Genomic DNA, 16,292 nt, shown 5'->3' on the forward strand with positions numbered 1-16,292 from the left:
CATGTCCAATTGCCACTGTTCACGATCCTGAGACAGTGTGAGCTGGATCACACTTTATTGGCGAATCGAACTTTTTTCTACCATAGGCCTAAATATTTTTCGGGTAGTTCGTAGGCGGACGTTTATTAACATGGCTTGAGTGTGTCTTTTGATAAGACATATTCTCCGTCGCCTGATCAGGCAATGGGTGTCGCGTTATACCGATTGTTTAACTTCAGATACTCAATTCCTGAATACAGTTGACCGGTCGCTCAGCAAGAGCGCTCTGACGGAGGATTAATGGATTTCTGGACCTTTATCCAGGTGTTGATTTTGGGCGCGGTAGAAGGCCTGACCGAGTTCTTGCCGATCTCCAGTACCGGCCACCAGATCATCGTCGCCGATCTGCTGGACTTCGGCGGTGAACGCGCGATGGCGTTCAATATCATCATTCAGCTGGGGGCGATCCTGGCCGTGGTCTGGGAGTTTCGCCCGAAGATCTTCGACATCGTCAAAGGCCTGCCCACCCAGCGCAATGCGCAACGTTTCACCCTTAATTTGTTGATTGCCTTTCTGCCGGCGGTGATCCTCGGCGTACTGTTCGCTGACAAAATCCATCAATGCCTGTTTAACCCGATCACCGTGGCCATAGCCTTGGTGGTGGGCGGCATCGTCATGTTGTGGGCCGAACAGCGCCGCCATGTGGTGAGCGTCGATCACGTCGACGACATGCGCTGGTCAGACGCGTTGAAAATCGGTTTCGTGCAATGCCTGGCAATGATTCCCGGCACGTCGCGCTCGGGCTCGACCATCATCGGCGGATTATTGTTCGGCTTGTCCCGGAAAGCCGCCACAGAGTTCTCGTTCTTCCTCGCCATGCCGACCATGGTCGGCGCCGCGGTGTACTCCGGCTACAAATACCGTGACCTGTTCCAGGTCAGCGACCTCCCAGTGTTCGCTTTGGGTTTCGTCATCGCCTTCATCTTCGCCATGATCGCCGTGCGCGGCCTGCTCAAATTCATTGCCAACCACAGTTATGCGGCGTTCGCTTGGTATCGGATCGCGTTTGGCTTGTTGATTCTGGCGACGTGGGTGTTTGGCTGGGTGAACTGGACGGAAGCGACGGCGGGGTGATGCGCACGCCAGGCGGACCAACCCGCCTGGCGTGTTTTACGAAGGCAGGGCATCAACGCCCTTGCAGCAACTCGCCAGCCTGATCCAGCAACGCCAGCGGATCCTTGGCCTTGTGAATATCCACCGACAACAACTGACGGAATTTACGCGCCCCCGGGAACCCGGTGCCCAACCCCAGCACATGCCGGGTGATGTGATGCATCGCACCGCCCGCCTGCAAATGCTCGGCAATATAAGGTCGCAGCTGCGCCAGCGCCTCGGCCCGGCTGATCACCGGCGCGCTGCTGCCGAACAACTGCTGATCGACCTCCGCCAGCAAATACGGATTGTGATAAGCCTCACGCCCAAGCATCACACCGTCAAAGGTCTGCAAATGCTCATGGCAGGCCTCCATCGTCTTGATCCCGCCGTTCAGCACAATCTCCAGCTCCGGAAAATCCGCCTTCAACTGCGCCGCCACGTCATACCGCAACGGCGGAATGTCGCGATTCTCCTTCGGCGACAAGCCCTCCAGAATCGCAATCCGCGCATGCACGGTAAAACTGGTACATCCGGCGTCCCGCACCGTCCCGACGAAATCACACAACTCGGCGTAACTGTCCCGCCCATTGATCCCGATCCGATGCTTCACCGTCACCGGAATCGACACCGCATCGCGCATCGCCTTCACACAATCCGCCACCAACTGCGGATGCCCCATCAGGCACGCACCAATCATATTGTTCTGCACTCGATCACTCGGGCAGCCCACATTCAGATTCACTTCGTCGTAACCATGCTCCTGGGCCATGCGCGCGCAAGCGGCCAGATCGAGCGGGACGCTACCACCCAACTGCAGCGCCAGCGGGTGCTCGGCTTCGTTGTGACGGAGGAAACGTTCGTGATCGCCGTTGAGGAGAGCGCCGGTGGTGACCATTTCGGTGTAGAGCAGGGCGTTCTTCGACAGGAGGCGTAGGAAGTATCTGCAATGCCTATCAGTCCAATCCATCATCGGCGCCACACTGAAGCGGCGAGACGGCTCGGAACGGGAATGGCTAGTATTTACGGGCGCTTCAGGTTTTTCGAAATTCATTGATACTGATCTTTTATACAGCGGTTTTTACCCATTTTCCCTTGTTTTCTGAGGTCGGTTGCTACAATGTAGCAAGCGAATTCGGCAATGTAGCAACGGGAAATGGGCACGATCACATCACGCAAGCGCAAGGACAACTCGACGGCCTACACGGCGCAGATACGGATCAATCGGGACGGGCGAACAGTTTATCAGGAAAGCCAAACCTTCGACCGAAAGCAGGTCGCCCAGGCTTGGATCAAGCGGCGTGAGACCGAGCTGGCCGAGCCTGGTGCGATTGAGCGCGCAAACCGTAAGGGTGTAACGATCAGGAAGATGATCGAGCAGTACCTGGACGAGTACGAGAAGATCCGGCCGTTGGGCAAAACCAAGAACGCGACGTTGAAGGCGATCAAGGATACCTGGTTGGGCGACCTTGACGACTCGGCTTTGAACAGTCAGAAACTGGTGGAGTTTGCTCAGTGGCGGATGAGTAAAGAGGGCGGCGGTGTTCAGGCGCAGACGGTCGGTAATGATCTTTCGCACCTGGGCGCGGTGCTGTCTGTGGCGCGACCGGCCTGGGGCTACGAGGTAGATCCGCTGGCCATGCCCGACGCGCGCAAGGTGTTACGAAAGCTGGGTATGGTGAGCAAGAGCAAGGAGCGCAACCGTCGGCCGACGCTCGATGAGTTGGACAGGTTGATGAGGCACTTTTTCGAAATGCAGGTTCGTCGACCTGAGTCGATCAACATGCCGAAGATGATTGCGTTTGCTCTCTTCTCGACGCGCCGGCAGGAGGAGATTACTCGGATTCGCTGGGATGATCTCGACGAGTCCCGGCAGGCCGTCCTGGTGCGTGATATGAAGAACCCCGGACAGAAGATCGGCAACGACGTGTGGTGCCATCTGCCCGATGAGGCCTGGGCAATCCTGCAGAGCATGCCCAGGACTGAGCGGGAGATATTTCCGTACAACTCCAGATCCGTTTCCGCATCGTTCACGCGGGCGTGTCCGTTGCTGGGGATTGAGGATCTGCACTTCCATGATCTAAGGCATGAAGGCGTGAGCCGCCTGTTCGAAATGGACTGGGATATTCCCAGGGTTTCGAGTGTTTCTGGGCATCGGGATTGGAACTCTCTAAGGCGTTACACTCATTTGAGAGGGCGGGGAAATATCTACCTGAACTGGGTGTGGTTACAGAAATGCATTGATTAAGTTTAAGAGAAATTATGAAAATCAATTTCAGGGAGTTGAAATGAGAGATAAATTTGGGGTTGACCTGGGGCGGATTGGAAGGAGCTGGGGGCGCGACCTGGGGTGGCAGTCGATTAGTGAGAGAGATTGCGAATTCTGGGCTAGAGCGCATACGCTGCTGGCTAATTATGAATACAGTCTGAATGAAGGGCGATACCTGGTCACGGCAGACCTGTGCAGGATTTATGAGTGGTATATCTGGTCGGATAAGTGTGGACGTTACTATGAAAATCCTAAGAGCTTTTCGGGGGAGGATACTTCTTTTTTAAACTCCGAAATGGACCTGGTTTTAGAGGTGGAAGTTGAATTTTTTTCAAGTGGTGTCACTGATGAAAGCAATTCGAAGCATTTAAGGCGTTTTGCTGAGCAGTATATTTATGATATTTTTTTTCTTGCAAATATAGCATTGCCAGGATCATGTGAATTTCTGGCGGCTAGATTTGTTGATCTTTACCATCCAGGTGAGAAACATCATCATGAGAAGATGAATTTATCATCATATAATTTTGAACTTTCGCATCTTGATTTTATAAAGGGTGAAAAATTCGCTCCTAAAGTATTGGCTTTGGAGGATGTAATTTCTTGGTATAAAAAACTTGGCTTGGGTGTGACTCAGATCGGCGACTCAAAAGCAGCTCGAGCCATTTTTGCTCTTTTGCATGTTTGCAAGTCGGATATGGATATCACGAGTATAATTTGGATGTTTCACGCCTTTGAGGCAATCTACGTCACAAGATTTGGTGAGTCTGTTACGGGGATGGTTTCTAGGATGATGATACTCTTGGATCTGCCTGAAAGCGAAAGGAAGAGACTCACAAAAGAATTGCGAATTTTGTACGATCAGAGAAGTGCTTTTGTCCATGGAGGGTATAGAATTCATCACCCTTTAAATAATGAGCAGTTGGATCCACGCTTGAGCGATACGCGACTAGATACTTATGATTTATGCCAGTTCGGTTTTAATCTAATGATTCTTTCTATCCAGAAGTTAATCGAAAAAGGCTGGTTCGGTATGGCTGTCGTTGAAGAGGTTAAAGGGTTGCGTCAGCCCGAATCAAAAATATAGAGCCCGTTTTTTTCGGAATCCTGTCGCGTCGATGCGACAGGATTTCTAACTTTTTTATGCAGCTCTTCCCATCAATTGATTCTGCTCTTTTTTTGCTTTTTCTCGCTGACGGTCGATGTAGTCTGCGAGATCTTTTAGGTAGATACCAAGGGCAGCTTTTTGACTATCGGCGCCCAAGCGGACAACAGGAATATCAATTTCTCCATCCAATCGCTTGCGTTTAAATTTTTCTACGGTTAGGTGCATGTAATCTGCACACACGCGGTCAAGTGGAATGACTGCTTGCCCATCGTACTGAGCCATGAGTAAAAATAATGTGTTCATGCAGCCTCCAACATATTGATTGGCTCCCATTCGCTATCGCAGAGCCCGTATGCGCTTGAGCAGGCATTCTGATCACTGGCTATCAATAGATCGTATTGAAGGCCGCCTCGGACTGTTTTCGACCATTCCACTGCCTGGCGGATGTTTGCAATTTCCATCACCTCAAGAGCTGTCATATCGGCGATTGGGCCTTTCGGGTGCTTGGCATTGGAGCCCGCGAAGAACGTAGCCGCCCCTCGCTTGCTGGCCTGTTGTACCAACCGTTCCCATCGTTCAATTCGGTCAATGACCTCGGGAAAGCGCTGGGCGATTTCCCGGAGTTCGTCTTTTCGGCAGTTGATGCAGGGCATGCATCCAACCCGGCCCATGCCTTGAGAGTAGAGTGGATTGGGCTTGATCCCCATGTAGCGGTGGGCCTCGAACACTGCGGGGATATCCCATTTCAGGATCGGGCGGTAATTGAATAGGCCGCCACCAACCTCATCGCATTCGGGCAGATAACGGCGGTTCAGCGACTCATCTGCCCGTACGCCTTGCCAACTGACGATCATGTCTCCCTGTCCCATCAGAGGCATTACTACCTTTTCGAGCATTGGGTCGCGCTTCAGCTCCATCGTGCAGAACTGGGCTCTTCGGCTGGGGAAGCGACCTTTCCAAAGGCACAGGTCAAGAAAAGGATTGCCGGTGGGCTGTAGAACATCCAGCGCAGCCTCCACCACCGATTCTTCAATGCCTTGCTCTCGCCATTTGGTTTCGATGAACCTACGCTTTCCGGCGATCCGGTGGGAGAAGTCGGCTTTAACCTTGGTGATCGGTACGCCTGTAGTCTGTTCCAGGTACTCCAGGTACAGGTAAGTCTGCTGGTCTTCATTGCCGGTGTCTGCGAAGACGGCCTGGAGGTTTTCTGTCTCCAAGGCAATCGCTACCAGCAACGTTGCGGTGGAGTCTTTCCCGCCGCTGACGCTCACGATGTTGTGGGTAGTCATTGCACGACCTCTACAATGGTTTTCTCTGCATCGGTGATCACCCATTTTTCTCGCCGGCCAGGTTTCGCCTCTGGTGGGTAACTCCCACGGTCGGAATAGTACGCATACCCCTCAGCAGGCTGCGCGGGCGGGCGATTCTGAGCGGTTAGCGTTGCATTGGGTGTGGCTGCCTCGCGCAGCTTTTCGTGGGGTATGAGCGCCTCGGTGGTGCTGCTGGAAGGAGCAATAATGCCTGCTGCTGCGCAGCAGAGGCTGTTTGTTTCTAGTGTGTCGACGCTGGCTTCCTCGCGGAGCAAAGCGGTCGGGGATTGGTTGTTGTGCTGGTCCTTTTGCATGCCGCTTTCCTCCGAGGTTCGATTGCGCGTTGGTTCTTCAGCCGCTGGTGAGGCGTGAGCCGGGTTTCGGTGTGTTTGGGATTGGGAATATGCCTGGCTCATGCGGCGCTCTCCTGATCTGCCGGCTCCAGCAGTGCAGCGATGGCGAGCGCCTGGTCGCGCAGGACGCGGGTTTCGCGTTCGAGTTTTTTGCCCGTGCGGAAGGCGGCGAATGTCTCGGCCGCGATCCGCAGTTTCTCGGCGATCTCCAGCAGGGTGATCCGTGCAGGTTCTCCAAGCTGCGCGGCCTCTACGGCGCGTTTGTAAAAGTCGTAGAGTTGCTCGTGTTTGTTTTGAACCTGCTTGAGCGATAGCGTGAGGTTGCGGATCTCTTCAGATTTGTCCGCGCTCTGAACGGCTATGCCTTCGCTGTAGCCTTCCGCATAACCCTCGGTGAGGCCGTTGCTGAATCCGTTCCGATAGGCGAGCCAGTAAATGCCGGCGGTCATGAGGACGATTGCTATCAGCGCGCAGATTTGAATTGCAGTCATGTGGTGTGCTCCTGGTGATGTCATCGGCCGGTGGTGGCAGCCGCTTGGTTTGTGGTTGTTACTCGTTGGTGTCGTCCTGCTGTCGCTGCATGTCTTCGTCGGCCTTGTAGGCGCGGATGTCGATCAGTGAGGCGACGTGCCGGATGTGGGCGTACTTCGGTGCCTTGCGGCTGGTGTCCAGCGTTGTGATGGGGAGTTGGATGCGGCCGCTGCTGATCTCTGCCGCGAACGATTGCTCGTTGAGGTTGCGAAAGTAGCGTTCGCGAACTCTGTCTAGCGGAATCAGAACGTCGCCGAAGGTGCGAAAGAGCAACTCGACGGTGGCTGACTCCGGTGCCGGGTGCAGGCGGAGCGGGTTTTGTGCTGTGTTACTCATGGCTTTGTTGGGCCTCCTTGCGTTGTTTTCTGGCCGGGTGGTTCCAGGCGTTCAGGCAGTGGGTTCTGGTCAGCTCGCGCAGATGTTCGGGCACTTCGAGGAGCGCGGCGTTGCGCTCCTCTCGTGTCCGCATGGCGATGATCTGGCGGGCGTATTCCCTAGGCCACGTCACGGTTGTCTGCCGGGATGGCAGGCAGGTCGATGCCCAGCTGTTCGGCCAGCCAGCGGATGCCGGGTTGTTTTACCCGGGTCGACTGGCTGTACTGCATGCCGAGTTGGTCGTGGTACCACTGGCCGTCCTTGATGCGCAGGTAGTCGCGGTCGCGGTTGGGGTAGGCCGGTAGGTTCTTTTCGTTGAGCAGGCCTTTTTCCCGCATGCGAGCGATGAGCTTTGGCCGGGTGAGGCCGAGTTGGGTTGCGGCTTGGGCGAGGTTGCGTTCCATGGCGTTCTCCTCATGCCGCGTGCGCGGCTGGGGTGGCCGCTGCAGCGAGGTGGTTGATGGACTCGGTGACCTTGCCGTAGATCTCGACATCGGTGCCGTACGCGGTGAAGCAGCGGGTGTGTGGGCTTTTGTTGCCGATGCTCAGGATGGTGGTGACGCCCGAGCGTGATTGCGTGCGGTGCAGCGCGACCTGTAGGGGGTAGTCGAAGCCCATGTCGAGGCTCAGCATGCCACCCGTGCGTACCAGCTCGAACACGCGTTGCTTGTCCGAGACCTCGAAGCGGCCATATTCGCGGCTGGCGTGCGGGCGGTGAACCAGGTCGCTGGTGTTGCTTGTGTCTAACGGGCCGTTGGCAATCTCTTCGATAAAGTCGGCTAGCTTGAGGTGCGTTTTCTTGTCGTTCTGCAGGGTCAGCGTGTGGCGTTCGCTGCCCAGCTCGACGACGAAGGTACTCTCGGTCGTGCCTCGTTCGACCTTGAGACGGAACGCCAGGCATTCACGCTTGGGCGCTGTCCGGAGGACGTGGTTGAAGGTCTCGGTTAGGTTGACCTGGGCGTTGAGCAACTGCAGCGTGCGGTTGTCGATTTTGTACTTGATCATGCTGCGTGCCCTCCGCCGTTCGGATCGGATGGGGTGGGGGCAGTGCGATCTTGCTGCTTTAGTTTGGTGGTGACAAACGAGCAGCCGCTCTCGCGGGCTAGGCGCCGGATCGCAAAAATTTGGAAGGGGGTGGCAGCGGCCGGGTGGACGTGTAGGGTTGCTGTGGTATGCATGGTTTTGCCTCGCTCTGTGGTGGAAGAGTGAGGTAAATATCAACTGTCAGTTGATATTAGTCAACGATTTTGTTCGTTTCCAGGTGCGAGCTGGTGGCGCATTGACATAGTGCGAAAGATTCTATATTGATTTGAATTCATACAGTATTTCAAAAGGATTGGATATGGTGGGTGCGGTGGAAGAAATTAATAAAGACCAAGCTAAACACGAGAAGCCGCTGATCTGTATGTTTGATGTTGATCCTAGTGTAACTGATGCGCTAATTGAAAAGCGTTATGACGTGGTTTCGGCATCGTTAGGAGAGCCTATTCGGGTAGGAAACAGAAGTAGGGGCGATGCGAAACATGTGAAACTAAATTTTAGCCTCCCAGAAAATTTACACGAATATGATGTCGTTGTGATTGATTTGGGTGGGGAGATAAAAGAGACACAATACACTTCCGCCACGCTAGGAAATGCTACGGGCGGTGTCGCCTACGCTTTTTATAGTGCATACCCTGAGAGTTTATTCAATCCAAGACCTGGCGGAATGAATATCGTCGGAGGTGAGCTAGATCTTTTATTGAGGAAGTTGTCAATAGTTGTAATTTTTTCCAGTACCATTGAGGAGGCGAATTACCAGACCGTCAAGATTGATAGGGGAGGGACTTCGTGGGATGAATCGTACTCTTGCTCGACTAGAAACTTGTATAATGAGTTCCCGTCATGTTTCAATAAAGTAGGACGACGCATAAAATCGCCTGAGGTCGAAAATGTTTATTTTTCGCTAGTTAAAAAGTATTTTGGTAATAGTCAATATCAAGTTGTTTTTGAGCATCCAACTTATTGGGATTCAGATCAGTTTGCATCCGTTAAGAATGAAGATTTTGTTCCTCTGGTTCTTAATGACAGCGATGAGGTGGTTTCTTATTTTCATGCTGTTGGGGAAGGGGCTGTTCTTGTATTTCCTCAAGTTGAGGATAAAGCAGGTTTTATCCAGGATTTATTCGAGCATTGTTTGGCTGAGCACTTTCCACAAGTTTTTCCATTTAGTGGGCAATTCGCATGGCTGGACAGTGGGGAGTTCCCTGTTCCGGGAGAGATCGAGCTACAAGCTCATAGGGTGAAGTTGGAGGAGGGCTATAGATTACAAGTTGCAAAAGCTGAAAATGATCTTGTTGCTTTGAAGGAAGAGTACAAATTTCTAAGGGATTTGATATCCGAAACTGGCGATTCACTAGTGTGTGCTGTCCAGCATTATTTTCGGTGGTTGGGCTTTGATTCGGTCTTAATTCAAGACGAAGAAGCGGAAGGGGTTTTAGAGGAAGATTTGCAGATTGATTGTGGAGACAAGCTATTGGTCGTAGAGGTTAAGGGTATTGGAGGAACCTCAACTGACAAAGCGTGTTCACAGATAACAAAAATAAAAAATAGAAGGATGAAGCAAAGGAATAGTTTTGATGTTTACGGTCTTTATATTGTTAATCATGAAAGATATGTGGCGCCAAATAATAGGAAGAACCCGCCATTTACGGAGCACCAGCTACAGGATGCTTTACTGGATGAACGAGGGCTCTTGACTACGTATCAACTGTATTTGGCTTTCTTTCTGATAAGAGATGAAATCCTAAGAAAGGAAGATGTGCGGGAGCAGTTGTTCGCTTTTGGGCTCATAAGTTTGATCCCTTCAGATATGAAGTCGCTAGGGCAGCCATCTGAATATTTAATGAATGGTGCTGTCGTTGTCGTTGATCTAGACGGGGGGGGAGTAAAAGTAGGGGATACTGTGGTTGCTAAGAAAGACATGCATTATAGCAAGCATATCATTCAGTCGCTGCAGGTGGATGGAGTAGAGGCTGAGCAAGTTAGTGATGGAGTCGTCGGGATAAAGTCTGCTACCAAGTTTCCTAAGAAAGCGGAAATTTTCATTTATTCAAAATGATAGCTTAAGATGTGGGCTGTTATACAGCTTATTCGGGTATAAACGAGCCCACAACTTTTCCACATATATGGGTTTCTTCTGTAATGTCTATTATTGGGTATTGTGGGTTAATCGGACGTAAAAACTGTCGACCTGCATCCTCTACAAGGATTTTGAAGGTGGCTTCATTAGTGCGGGGAACCCTGGCAATTACTCGGTCACCTGTTTTCGTTTCTGCCTCAGGATCCACAAAAATAATGCATCCTGTAGGATAGCTTCGCCCTGGGCCAGGATTCGTCATCGAATCCCCTAGAACTTTTAATGCGTAACCATGACTGCTGATCGGAACAGGGCACGATAGCCAAGAGTCAGCATCATAATTCTCAAAATTAGAGATTGCCTCACACCATGCACCGGCTTGAACCCACGATATCAATGGAACCTTACCAAAGCGCTGATTGATTTCGCAGACGTTGCCTCCCTCACCAACTGCTATTTTGCGAACATTACTCTCACCGGTTTGCTCTTTCGGCAGCACGCCGTACTCAAGCCATTCACGCCTTATCTTTAGCCATGAGCAGAGTGCAGTCATGCTGTCGGCTTCTGCCATCGCTTCTCCATTCAGCCACTTGCTGATGGCCTGCGTGGTCTTATCCACACCCATGCTTTTCAACTGACGATGGATATCCACCCCACGACCCCGTCTGCGTACGCCGGCATCGTCGAGAGCTTCGTGTAGGCGCTCGCTGAAAGCTGCGCGGAGAAAGTTTTTATCAACCATTAGTTGAGAGTCTCATAAAGGTTGCGCAATAGTCAGTTGATCTATAACATCAACCACGAGTTGATAAATGGAGGTTGTCATGTTGGACCCCGCAGATTTTCCGAGTGCCATTGCGTTCGCGTTTGAAGCCGTTGGCGGCATCGGGGCCGCTGCGAAGGTATGCAATAGAAGCTATCAAGCGCTGAACAAATGGCGTCAGGCTGCATGCCTGCCGCGAACGGATTACACAGGTGAAACCCAATACGCTGAGTTGTTGGCGAATGCGGCGAAGCATAAAGGCAACGCTTTCCAACCAGCTTGGCTATTGAACGCTTCAGCCCCTCAGAAAACTGCAGCGTAGTAAGAAAAAAGGCGACCCAAAGGTCGCCTAGTTCCTCCCGGCACGCACCACCACAGCGCTGTCGGGTCGCGATAAAGGTAGGCGGGCACACCACATGCAACCACCTCTCTTTATCGCGCTTTTCCAAGGCTTGGAAGCCTTGGTGTTGCTGCCTCTTCCACCACAGATTTGGCAGCTGTTGCGCCAGGGGTGAGCAACGGATTGCTCGCCCCGGCACGGTGCCGGTATCGATCCCGAAGATCTAGCCGGCATTTGGGCCCTTTCAAGCCACGCGGCAAATGTATCACCACTGCATGTCGCGCGGCACTGGCAACTTACAAGGATTAATGCCATGAGCCGTATCATTCTGAGCTCTCTAGACCGGGCGCAGCGGGAAGTTTTGCCGCTCGATCTTGCGCTTTACCATGCTGCACGGGACTACCCCGGTGGCGCCGCAGCCATCGCAGCCACTACCGGCCGAAATGCGACCACGCTGCAGCACAAGCTTTCCCCAACCCACCCAAGCCACACGGTGAACATCCAAGAGTTCGGCGAGATTCTGGAGCTGACCAAGGATCGCCGCATTCTGGATGCGGTGCATGCGTTGGTCGGTGACACGACCTGGCAGGAGCTGGCCGAGGCGTACACCAACGACATGCCCGAGACGTTGACCACCGGTATCGCGGAATACTTCCGCAAGGTGGCGGATCTGGCGGACACCTGGGCCAGGAGCATTGGTGACGGTGTCGTTACTGATGAGGAACTCGCCGCGATTCGCCTGCAGGTGTTTCGTGGGATTCAGGGGTTGTTGGGGCTGTTCAATCGCGCCACGTATGTCAACCAGACAACGCGGGGAGTGGATCGTGGCTGATATTGCTGACTTCGCTAATGACCTGGTGCAAGAGCGTATCGATCAAGCGCTCGCTGCACGCAACGCCGCCAAGCCCGCTTTGGCGGCGCATTCGTTTCTGTACTGTGAAACGTGTGATGACCCGATCTCGGAGGCCCGTCGTTTAGCGTCGCCCGGCTGCACACAATGCGTGGGATGCCTTTCTGTCGACGAACTGAAGGGGGCTCGCCATGCTGGATGAGGTACTGGGGTAATTCGCTGATTATGGGCTTGAGCCTGCGCAGCCATTGGTGTTTGGCAAGCTCACCCGGTGCAAGACGGTGCAGGACAAGGGCAAGGAAAAGAACGGCTGGTACATCGCCCATGAGCATCACACCGAGAAAGGCGAGACGCTGATTTTCGGTGCGTTCGGTGACTGGCGTTCGGGTGAGTCGCAGAAGATCAAGGTCAAGGCCGGGCGGATGTCACCGGAAGAGCGTGAGGTCATGCGCGCTCGGCAGGAAGAAGCAAAGCGCCGGGCTGCCGAGACCGCAGCCAGTGCGGCGCGTCGTGCGGCCAAGCGTGCGGCAGGCATGTTCAAGCGCATGCCGGAGAAAGGCCGAAGCGATTATCTGGATCGTAAGCAGATCGTTGGTATCGGTGTTCGGTATGCACCGCGCACAGGTGCGTTCCTGGTGCCGATGTGCAATGTGCGCGACGAGATTGTCGGCCTGCAGGTGGTGTACCCAATCAAACAAGAAGACACCGGTCGGGACAAGACGTATTGGCCCTATGGGATGTCGAAGGAGGGCGCTTTTCACCTGATCGGTCCGCATCCGGACCCGGGTGAGCCGGTGCTGGTGTGTGAGGGCTACGCTACGGGCGCGAGCCTGCATATGGCGACGTCGCTGACTGTGGCCATCGCGTTTGACGCCGGCAACTTGCTGGTGGTGTGCAAGGCGATGCGTGAGCGCTTCTCCGGCTGCCCGCTGATCATTTGCCGGGACGATGACTGGAAGACTACGAAGCCCAACGGTGAGGCCTGGAACCCAGGTGAAGAGAAGGCCAATAACGCGGCGCTGATTGTCGGTGGCCAAGTCGTTGCGCCGATCTTTTCCGGTGAACGGGAGGTCAAGTGGACCGACTTCAATGACCTGCATGTCGCAGAAGGTTTAGAAGCAGTGCGCCGCCAGGTGCTGGCCGTGGTCAAACCGCCGGCCGCCGGTGGCTGGAAGGACATGCTGGCTCGTAGTGAAAGCGGGGCGTTAATTGCGCACATGCAGAACGTCGAGCTGATCCTGGCCAACGATGAACGCTGGGCCGGGGTGATCAGTTACAGCGCTTTCAGTTCGAAGATCGTGAAGCTGCGTGCGGCGCCGTACGGCGGCGGGACGGGCGATTGGGCGGACATCGATGATGTGCGAGTGATGAAGTGGCTCGCGCAGCAGTACAACTTGCGGGTGAAGGCGTCGCATGTGATCGAGGCGGTGAGTGTGGTTGCGCATGATCATTCGTTTCATCCGGTGCGGCAGTACCTGCGCAAGCTTGAGTGGGACCGCGTGCCGCGCTTGGAGAGCTGGCTCACGGAGGTCATGGGTGTGAAGACCACTGATTACTCAAGCAAGGTTGGTAAGCGCTGGATGTTGTCGGCCGTGGCGCGGGTGATGAAGCCGGGCTGCAAGGCTGACTCGGTGATGATTCTTGAGGGTGCGCAGGGCGCCGGTAAGTCGACGGCGATGAGCATTCTTGGCGGCGAGTGGTTCATGGATACGCCGTTTGCCTTGGGCGACAAGGATGGGTTTCAGGCGATCCGGGGCAAGTGGATCGTCGAGCTGGGCGAGCTGGACAGCTTCAACAAGGCCGAGAGTACCAAGGCCAAGCAGTTTTTCTCGGCGTCTACCGACACCTACCGTGAGAGTTACGGCCGTCGCACGATGGACGTGCCGCGCCAGTGTGTGTTCGTGGGGACGACGAACCAGGACGAGTACCTCAAGGACGCGACCGGGAACCGGCGGTACTGGCCAGTGGCGTGTACCAAGGTGGATCTGGAGCTGTTGCGCTCGATCCGCGATCAGCTGTGGGCCGAGGCGGTGTTCTGTTACGACGCGGGCGACCTCTGGTGGGTGACGCTGGATGAGGCGGCGATGTTCGGCGAAGAGCAGGACGAGCGCTTTGTGGTGGACGAGTGGGAAGGGCCGATTCTGACCTGGCTGGAAGAGTCGCAAATCGGCGAGACCACCACCGGCAGCGACGTGCTGACCAGTGCTTTGAAACTGGACTTCGGGCATTGGGGCAAGCCGGAGCAGATGCGCGTCGGGGCGATCATGCATCGGTTGGGTTGGCGACGTGTGCGGTTGCCTCCATTGGTGAAGAGTGGTCAGCGGCCGTGGGCTTACAAGAAGCCCGCAGGGTGGGGAGGGGCTTCGGCGCTAAAGCGCGAAACATTCGAGGAGCCTTGCTTTGATTAAGGAGATCGATTCGCTACTTCGGTTGTGGGCTCAGGAGCTGCATTCCGAACATTCGAAAGGGGGGCTCGCTGGGGGGAATATGGTTGCCATGATGATGGAGAGCAAAGGGCAACTGATCCGAGGGCGGAGGGCTTTTCGTGCGCCGCTGGAGAGTTCTCTCGATATCGAGCTGATTGTGAACAAGCATCTCGCGCCCGAGCTGGTGACGGTTGTGCGGGAGCATTACTGCACGCTCGACGTTGATATGCGCTTGCGGTACGCGCATTGCGGTTGCGGCCGTGACACGTACTACCAGCGCCTGCATGACGCACACCTGCAGATCTTCGGCGTGATGATGGGGTTGGCTGCGTGACCCTAGGCATTCGTCCGGCTGTTGTTGTCCCACTGGCCCGTCTTGTCCCGCTGCATTTTGATGCAGTGGGACAGGTGCGGGCCTTGTCGTTGTTGGGCTGTCCCACCGTCCCGCTAGAAAGTGTCTCCCGCCCGTGTAAGCGTAGCGGGCAGCAATACGCGCGTTTCACGCGCATGCGTGTTCTTTAAATTCTTCCTTTACACGAGAAAGGAAAGAGATAAGTAGGACAGTGGGGCGAAGCCCCGAATTTAGGCGCTCTCAGGCGTCCCACTTCGATTCTGAAGGGTGGGACAGATGGGACGCCGCCGAAACAACAGAATGCCGGGGTGGGATATTCGCCGACATTCGCTAGGCGTTCACCCGGTGTTACCCACTTATTCGCCGGGTGGCATTAAACCGGGGTTGCTGCCACCGGAATCGACCTGTAAAAAGTAGTCATCTTCGATAGGTGCGACCGCAGAGAGCGGTACAGAAACCCGGCCAAAAGGCCGGTTTTTTATTGCCCGGCTTTTTTGCCTTTACCCAAGTTCGAAAACAGGTAAATGGTTACCCAGACGAACAAACCAATGCTGATTATGTTGAGAATCAGGTTCAGCACTTCAAACCTTGTGATCGGTGCAGTACTTCGACCGAACTGATAAACCTCCTCTCCGTAGATGCAGATTAGAGCGAGCAGGAATAGGTATGAAATGACCATGAAAAGGGTTGAGCTTACCGCTTGTATTGCCTCTCTGAGCTGCTTCCTTCTTTCCGGGTCAAGACTGTACACAGCCACTATCAGTGCCAGTACTGCGCAAATCGTTTGAATCCAGTCATGTCCAGACACGCTATTCCTCTCCAGAGATCGATGGTGGGGCAAGATATTTGCCCAGCTCACCATATCTGACGATTTATCCACTTTCATAAGCCTCAGGGTCAAGCAAATGACAAACGAGCAACAAGCGCTGGCAGAGATGCCGATCTGGTTAGTGATCGTCCTGGCTCTGGTCGGCGGCGTATCGGGGGAGATGTGGCGGGCTGACAAAGATGGGGCGCGGGGCTGGGCGTTGTTGCGCCGTCTCGCGCTTCGGTCCGGTGCCTGCATTGTCTGCGGGGTGTCGGCGATGATGCTGATGATCGCCGCCGGCATGTCGATCTGGACGGCGGGCGCCTTGGGTTGCCTGACGGCGATGGCCGGTGCAGATGTGGCCATCGGGTTGTACGAACGCTGGGCCGCCAAGCGTCTGGGTGTCTGCGAAGTCCCGCCAGCCGGCGGCGAGCAGGGGTGATGCACCGATCTGGGGCGCCGAAAACCGCCGGGGACCCTAGGGGTATCTGAAGGGTACGGGGTCGGAAACCCGCGCAACTCGGTTTCTGCGAGCACTGAAAACTTACTGAAATTTCAATCATT

Annotated in this window: 20 protein-coding genes; 10 read left to right on the top strand and 10 right to left on the bottom strand. The window is 54.5% G+C overall.

What is annotated here, in order from left to right; all coding sequences use genetic code 11:
- Positions 1–279 precede the first annotated feature (279 nt).
- A complete protein-coding gene (locus ACTJKS_RS18295; RefSeq protein ID WP_440828917.1) occupies positions 280–1,113 on the top strand; it encodes an undecaprenyl-diphosphate phosphatase in 834 nt (277 codons plus the stop codon).
- Between the two features lie 52 nt (positions 1,114–1,165).
- Here ACTJKS_RS18295 and dusA read toward each other — a convergent pair whose 3' ends face one another.
- Positions 1,166–2,185 carry a tRNA dihydrouridine(20/20a) synthase DusA gene (dusA, locus tag ACTJKS_RS18300; protein ID WP_440828918.1) on the bottom strand — a complete coding sequence of 340 codons (1,020 nt, stop codon included), beginning with the start codon at positions 2,183–2,185 and terminating at the stop codon, positions 1,166–1,168.
- A gap of 102 nt (positions 2,186–2,287) precedes the next feature.
- Here dusA and ACTJKS_RS18305 point away from each other — a divergent pair, with 102 nt between their 5' ends.
- Together ACTJKS_RS18305 and ACTJKS_RS18310 are read left to right on the top strand one after the other, a co-directional pair.
- Positions 2,288–3,379, top strand: a complete 1,092-nt coding sequence (locus ACTJKS_RS18305; protein WP_440828919.1) for a site-specific integrase — start codon at positions 2,288–2,290, stop codon at positions 3,377–3,379.
- The gene (locus tag ACTJKS_RS18310; protein ID WP_440828920.1) at positions 3,372–4,484 is read left to right on the top strand and encodes a hypothetical protein; all 1,113 of its coding nucleotides are present in this window, start codon (positions 3,372–3,374) and stop codon (positions 4,482–4,484) included. The genes ACTJKS_RS18305 and ACTJKS_RS18310 overlap by 8 nt, the downstream gene beginning before the upstream one ends.
- Before the next feature lie 54 nt (positions 4,485–4,538).
- Here ACTJKS_RS18310 and ACTJKS_RS18315 read toward each other — a convergent pair whose 3' ends face one another.
- The 7 genes from ACTJKS_RS18315 to ACTJKS_RS18345 form a co-directional block, all read right to left on the bottom strand.
- A complete protein-coding gene (locus ACTJKS_RS18315; protein ID WP_440828921.1) occupies positions 4,539–4,808 on the bottom strand; it encodes a pyocin activator PrtN family protein in 270 nt (89 codons plus the stop codon).
- The gene (locus ACTJKS_RS18320; protein ID WP_440828922.1) at positions 4,805–5,794 is read right to left on the bottom strand and encodes a phosphoadenosine phosphosulfate reductase domain-containing protein; all 990 of its coding nucleotides are present in this window, start codon (positions 5,792–5,794) and stop codon (positions 4,805–4,807) included. The genes ACTJKS_RS18315 and ACTJKS_RS18320 overlap by 4 nt, the downstream gene beginning before the upstream one ends.
- Positions 5,791–6,231: a hypothetical protein gene (locus ACTJKS_RS18325; RefSeq protein ID WP_440828923.1), complete on the bottom strand. Its 441-nt coding sequence runs from the start codon at positions 6,229–6,231 to the stop codon at positions 5,791–5,793. Before ACTJKS_RS18325 ends, ACTJKS_RS18320 begins: the two co-directional genes overlap by 4 nt.
- The gene (locus tag ACTJKS_RS18330) at positions 6,228–6,659 is read right to left on the bottom strand and encodes a hypothetical protein (protein ID WP_440828924.1); all 432 of its coding nucleotides are present in this window, start codon (positions 6,657–6,659) and stop codon (positions 6,228–6,230) included. The genes ACTJKS_RS18325 and ACTJKS_RS18330 overlap by 4 nt, the downstream gene beginning before the upstream one ends.
- A 58-nt stretch (positions 6,660–6,717) precedes the next feature.
- The gene (locus ACTJKS_RS18335; protein ID WP_249490066.1) at positions 6,718–7,035 is read right to left on the bottom strand and encodes a pyocin activator PrtN family protein; all 318 of its coding nucleotides are present in this window, start codon (positions 7,033–7,035) and stop codon (positions 6,718–6,720) included.
- 158 nt (positions 7,036–7,193) lie between these two features.
- Entirely contained in the window at positions 7,194–7,478 is a 285-nt protein-coding gene (locus ACTJKS_RS18340; protein ID WP_123595049.1) for a phage antirepressor KilAC domain-containing protein, read from the bottom strand.
- Between the two features lie 10 nt (positions 7,479–7,488).
- Positions 7,489–8,079 (bottom strand): hypothetical protein, encoded by a 591-nt coding sequence (locus ACTJKS_RS18345; RefSeq protein ID WP_440828925.1) that lies wholly within the window; start codon positions 8,077–8,079, stop codon positions 7,489–7,491.
- A 337-nt stretch (positions 8,080–8,416) separates the two neighbouring features.
- Between ACTJKS_RS18345 and ACTJKS_RS18350 the strand changes: the two genes are divergently transcribed.
- Positions 8,417–10,174, top strand: a complete 1,758-nt coding sequence (locus ACTJKS_RS18350; RefSeq protein ID WP_440828926.1) for a hypothetical protein — start codon at positions 8,417–8,419, stop codon at positions 10,172–10,174.
- Between the two features lie 28 nt (positions 10,175–10,202).
- Here the strand turns inward: ACTJKS_RS18350 and ACTJKS_RS18355 are convergent, their stop codons facing one another.
- The gene (locus ACTJKS_RS18355) at positions 10,203–10,934 is read right to left on the bottom strand and encodes a LexA family protein (protein WP_440828927.1); all 732 of its coding nucleotides are present in this window, start codon (positions 10,932–10,934) and stop codon (positions 10,203–10,205) included.
- A gap of 79 nt (positions 10,935–11,013) precedes the next feature.
- Between ACTJKS_RS18355 and ACTJKS_RS18360 the strand changes: the two genes are divergently transcribed.
- From ACTJKS_RS18360 to ACTJKS_RS18380, 5 genes are all read left to right on the top strand, one after another.
- Positions 11,014–11,274, top strand: coding sequence for a hypothetical protein (locus ACTJKS_RS18360; protein WP_440828928.1), 261 nt, complete (start codon positions 11,014–11,016; stop codon positions 11,272–11,274).
- A gap of 331 nt (positions 11,275–11,605) precedes the next feature.
- Complete coding sequence (locus ACTJKS_RS18365; RefSeq protein ID WP_171061909.1) at positions 11,606–12,124, top strand: phage regulatory CII family protein; 519 nt, start codon at positions 11,606–11,608, stop codon at positions 12,122–12,124.
- Entirely contained in the window at positions 12,117–12,344 is a 228-nt protein-coding gene (locus tag ACTJKS_RS18370; protein ID WP_440828929.1) for a TraR/DksA family transcriptional regulator, read from the top strand. Before ACTJKS_RS18365 ends, ACTJKS_RS18370 begins: the two co-directional genes overlap by 8 nt.
- Positions 12,345–12,390: 46 nt before the next feature.
- The gene (locus ACTJKS_RS18375; RefSeq protein WP_440828930.1) at positions 12,391–14,550 is read left to right on the top strand and encodes a VapE domain-containing protein; all 2,160 of its coding nucleotides are present in this window, start codon (positions 12,391–12,393) and stop codon (positions 14,548–14,550) included.
- Positions 14,543–14,902 carry a PA0613 family protein gene (locus ACTJKS_RS18380; protein WP_440828931.1) on the top strand — a complete coding sequence of 120 codons (360 nt, stop codon included), beginning with the start codon at positions 14,543–14,545 and terminating at the stop codon, positions 14,900–14,902. Before ACTJKS_RS18375 ends, ACTJKS_RS18380 begins: the two co-directional genes overlap by 8 nt.
- 496 nt (positions 14,903–15,398) lie before the next feature.
- On the opposite strand, the gene ACTJKS_RS18385 is transcribed toward ACTJKS_RS18380, so the two are convergent.
- Positions 15,399–15,728: a hypothetical protein gene (locus ACTJKS_RS18385; RefSeq protein WP_440828932.1), complete on the bottom strand. Its 330-nt coding sequence runs from the start codon at positions 15,726–15,728 to the stop codon at positions 15,399–15,401.
- Between the two features lie 97 nt (positions 15,729–15,825).
- On the opposite strand from ACTJKS_RS18385, the gene ACTJKS_RS18390 reads away from it, so the two are divergent.
- Positions 15,826–16,170 carry a phage holin family protein gene (locus ACTJKS_RS18390; protein ID WP_259155019.1) on the top strand — a complete coding sequence of 115 codons (345 nt, stop codon included), beginning with the start codon at positions 15,826–15,828 and terminating at the stop codon, positions 16,168–16,170.
- The last annotated feature ends 122 nt before the right edge of the window (positions 16,171–16,292 follow it).

Origin of the sequence: Pseudomonas sp. 22189 (genome assembly GCF_052045635.1) — a bacterium.
In the GTDB taxonomy this organism is placed as follows: Bacteria; Pseudomonadota; Gammaproteobacteria; order Pseudomonadales; family Pseudomonadaceae; genus Aquipseudomonas; species Aquipseudomonas parakoreensis.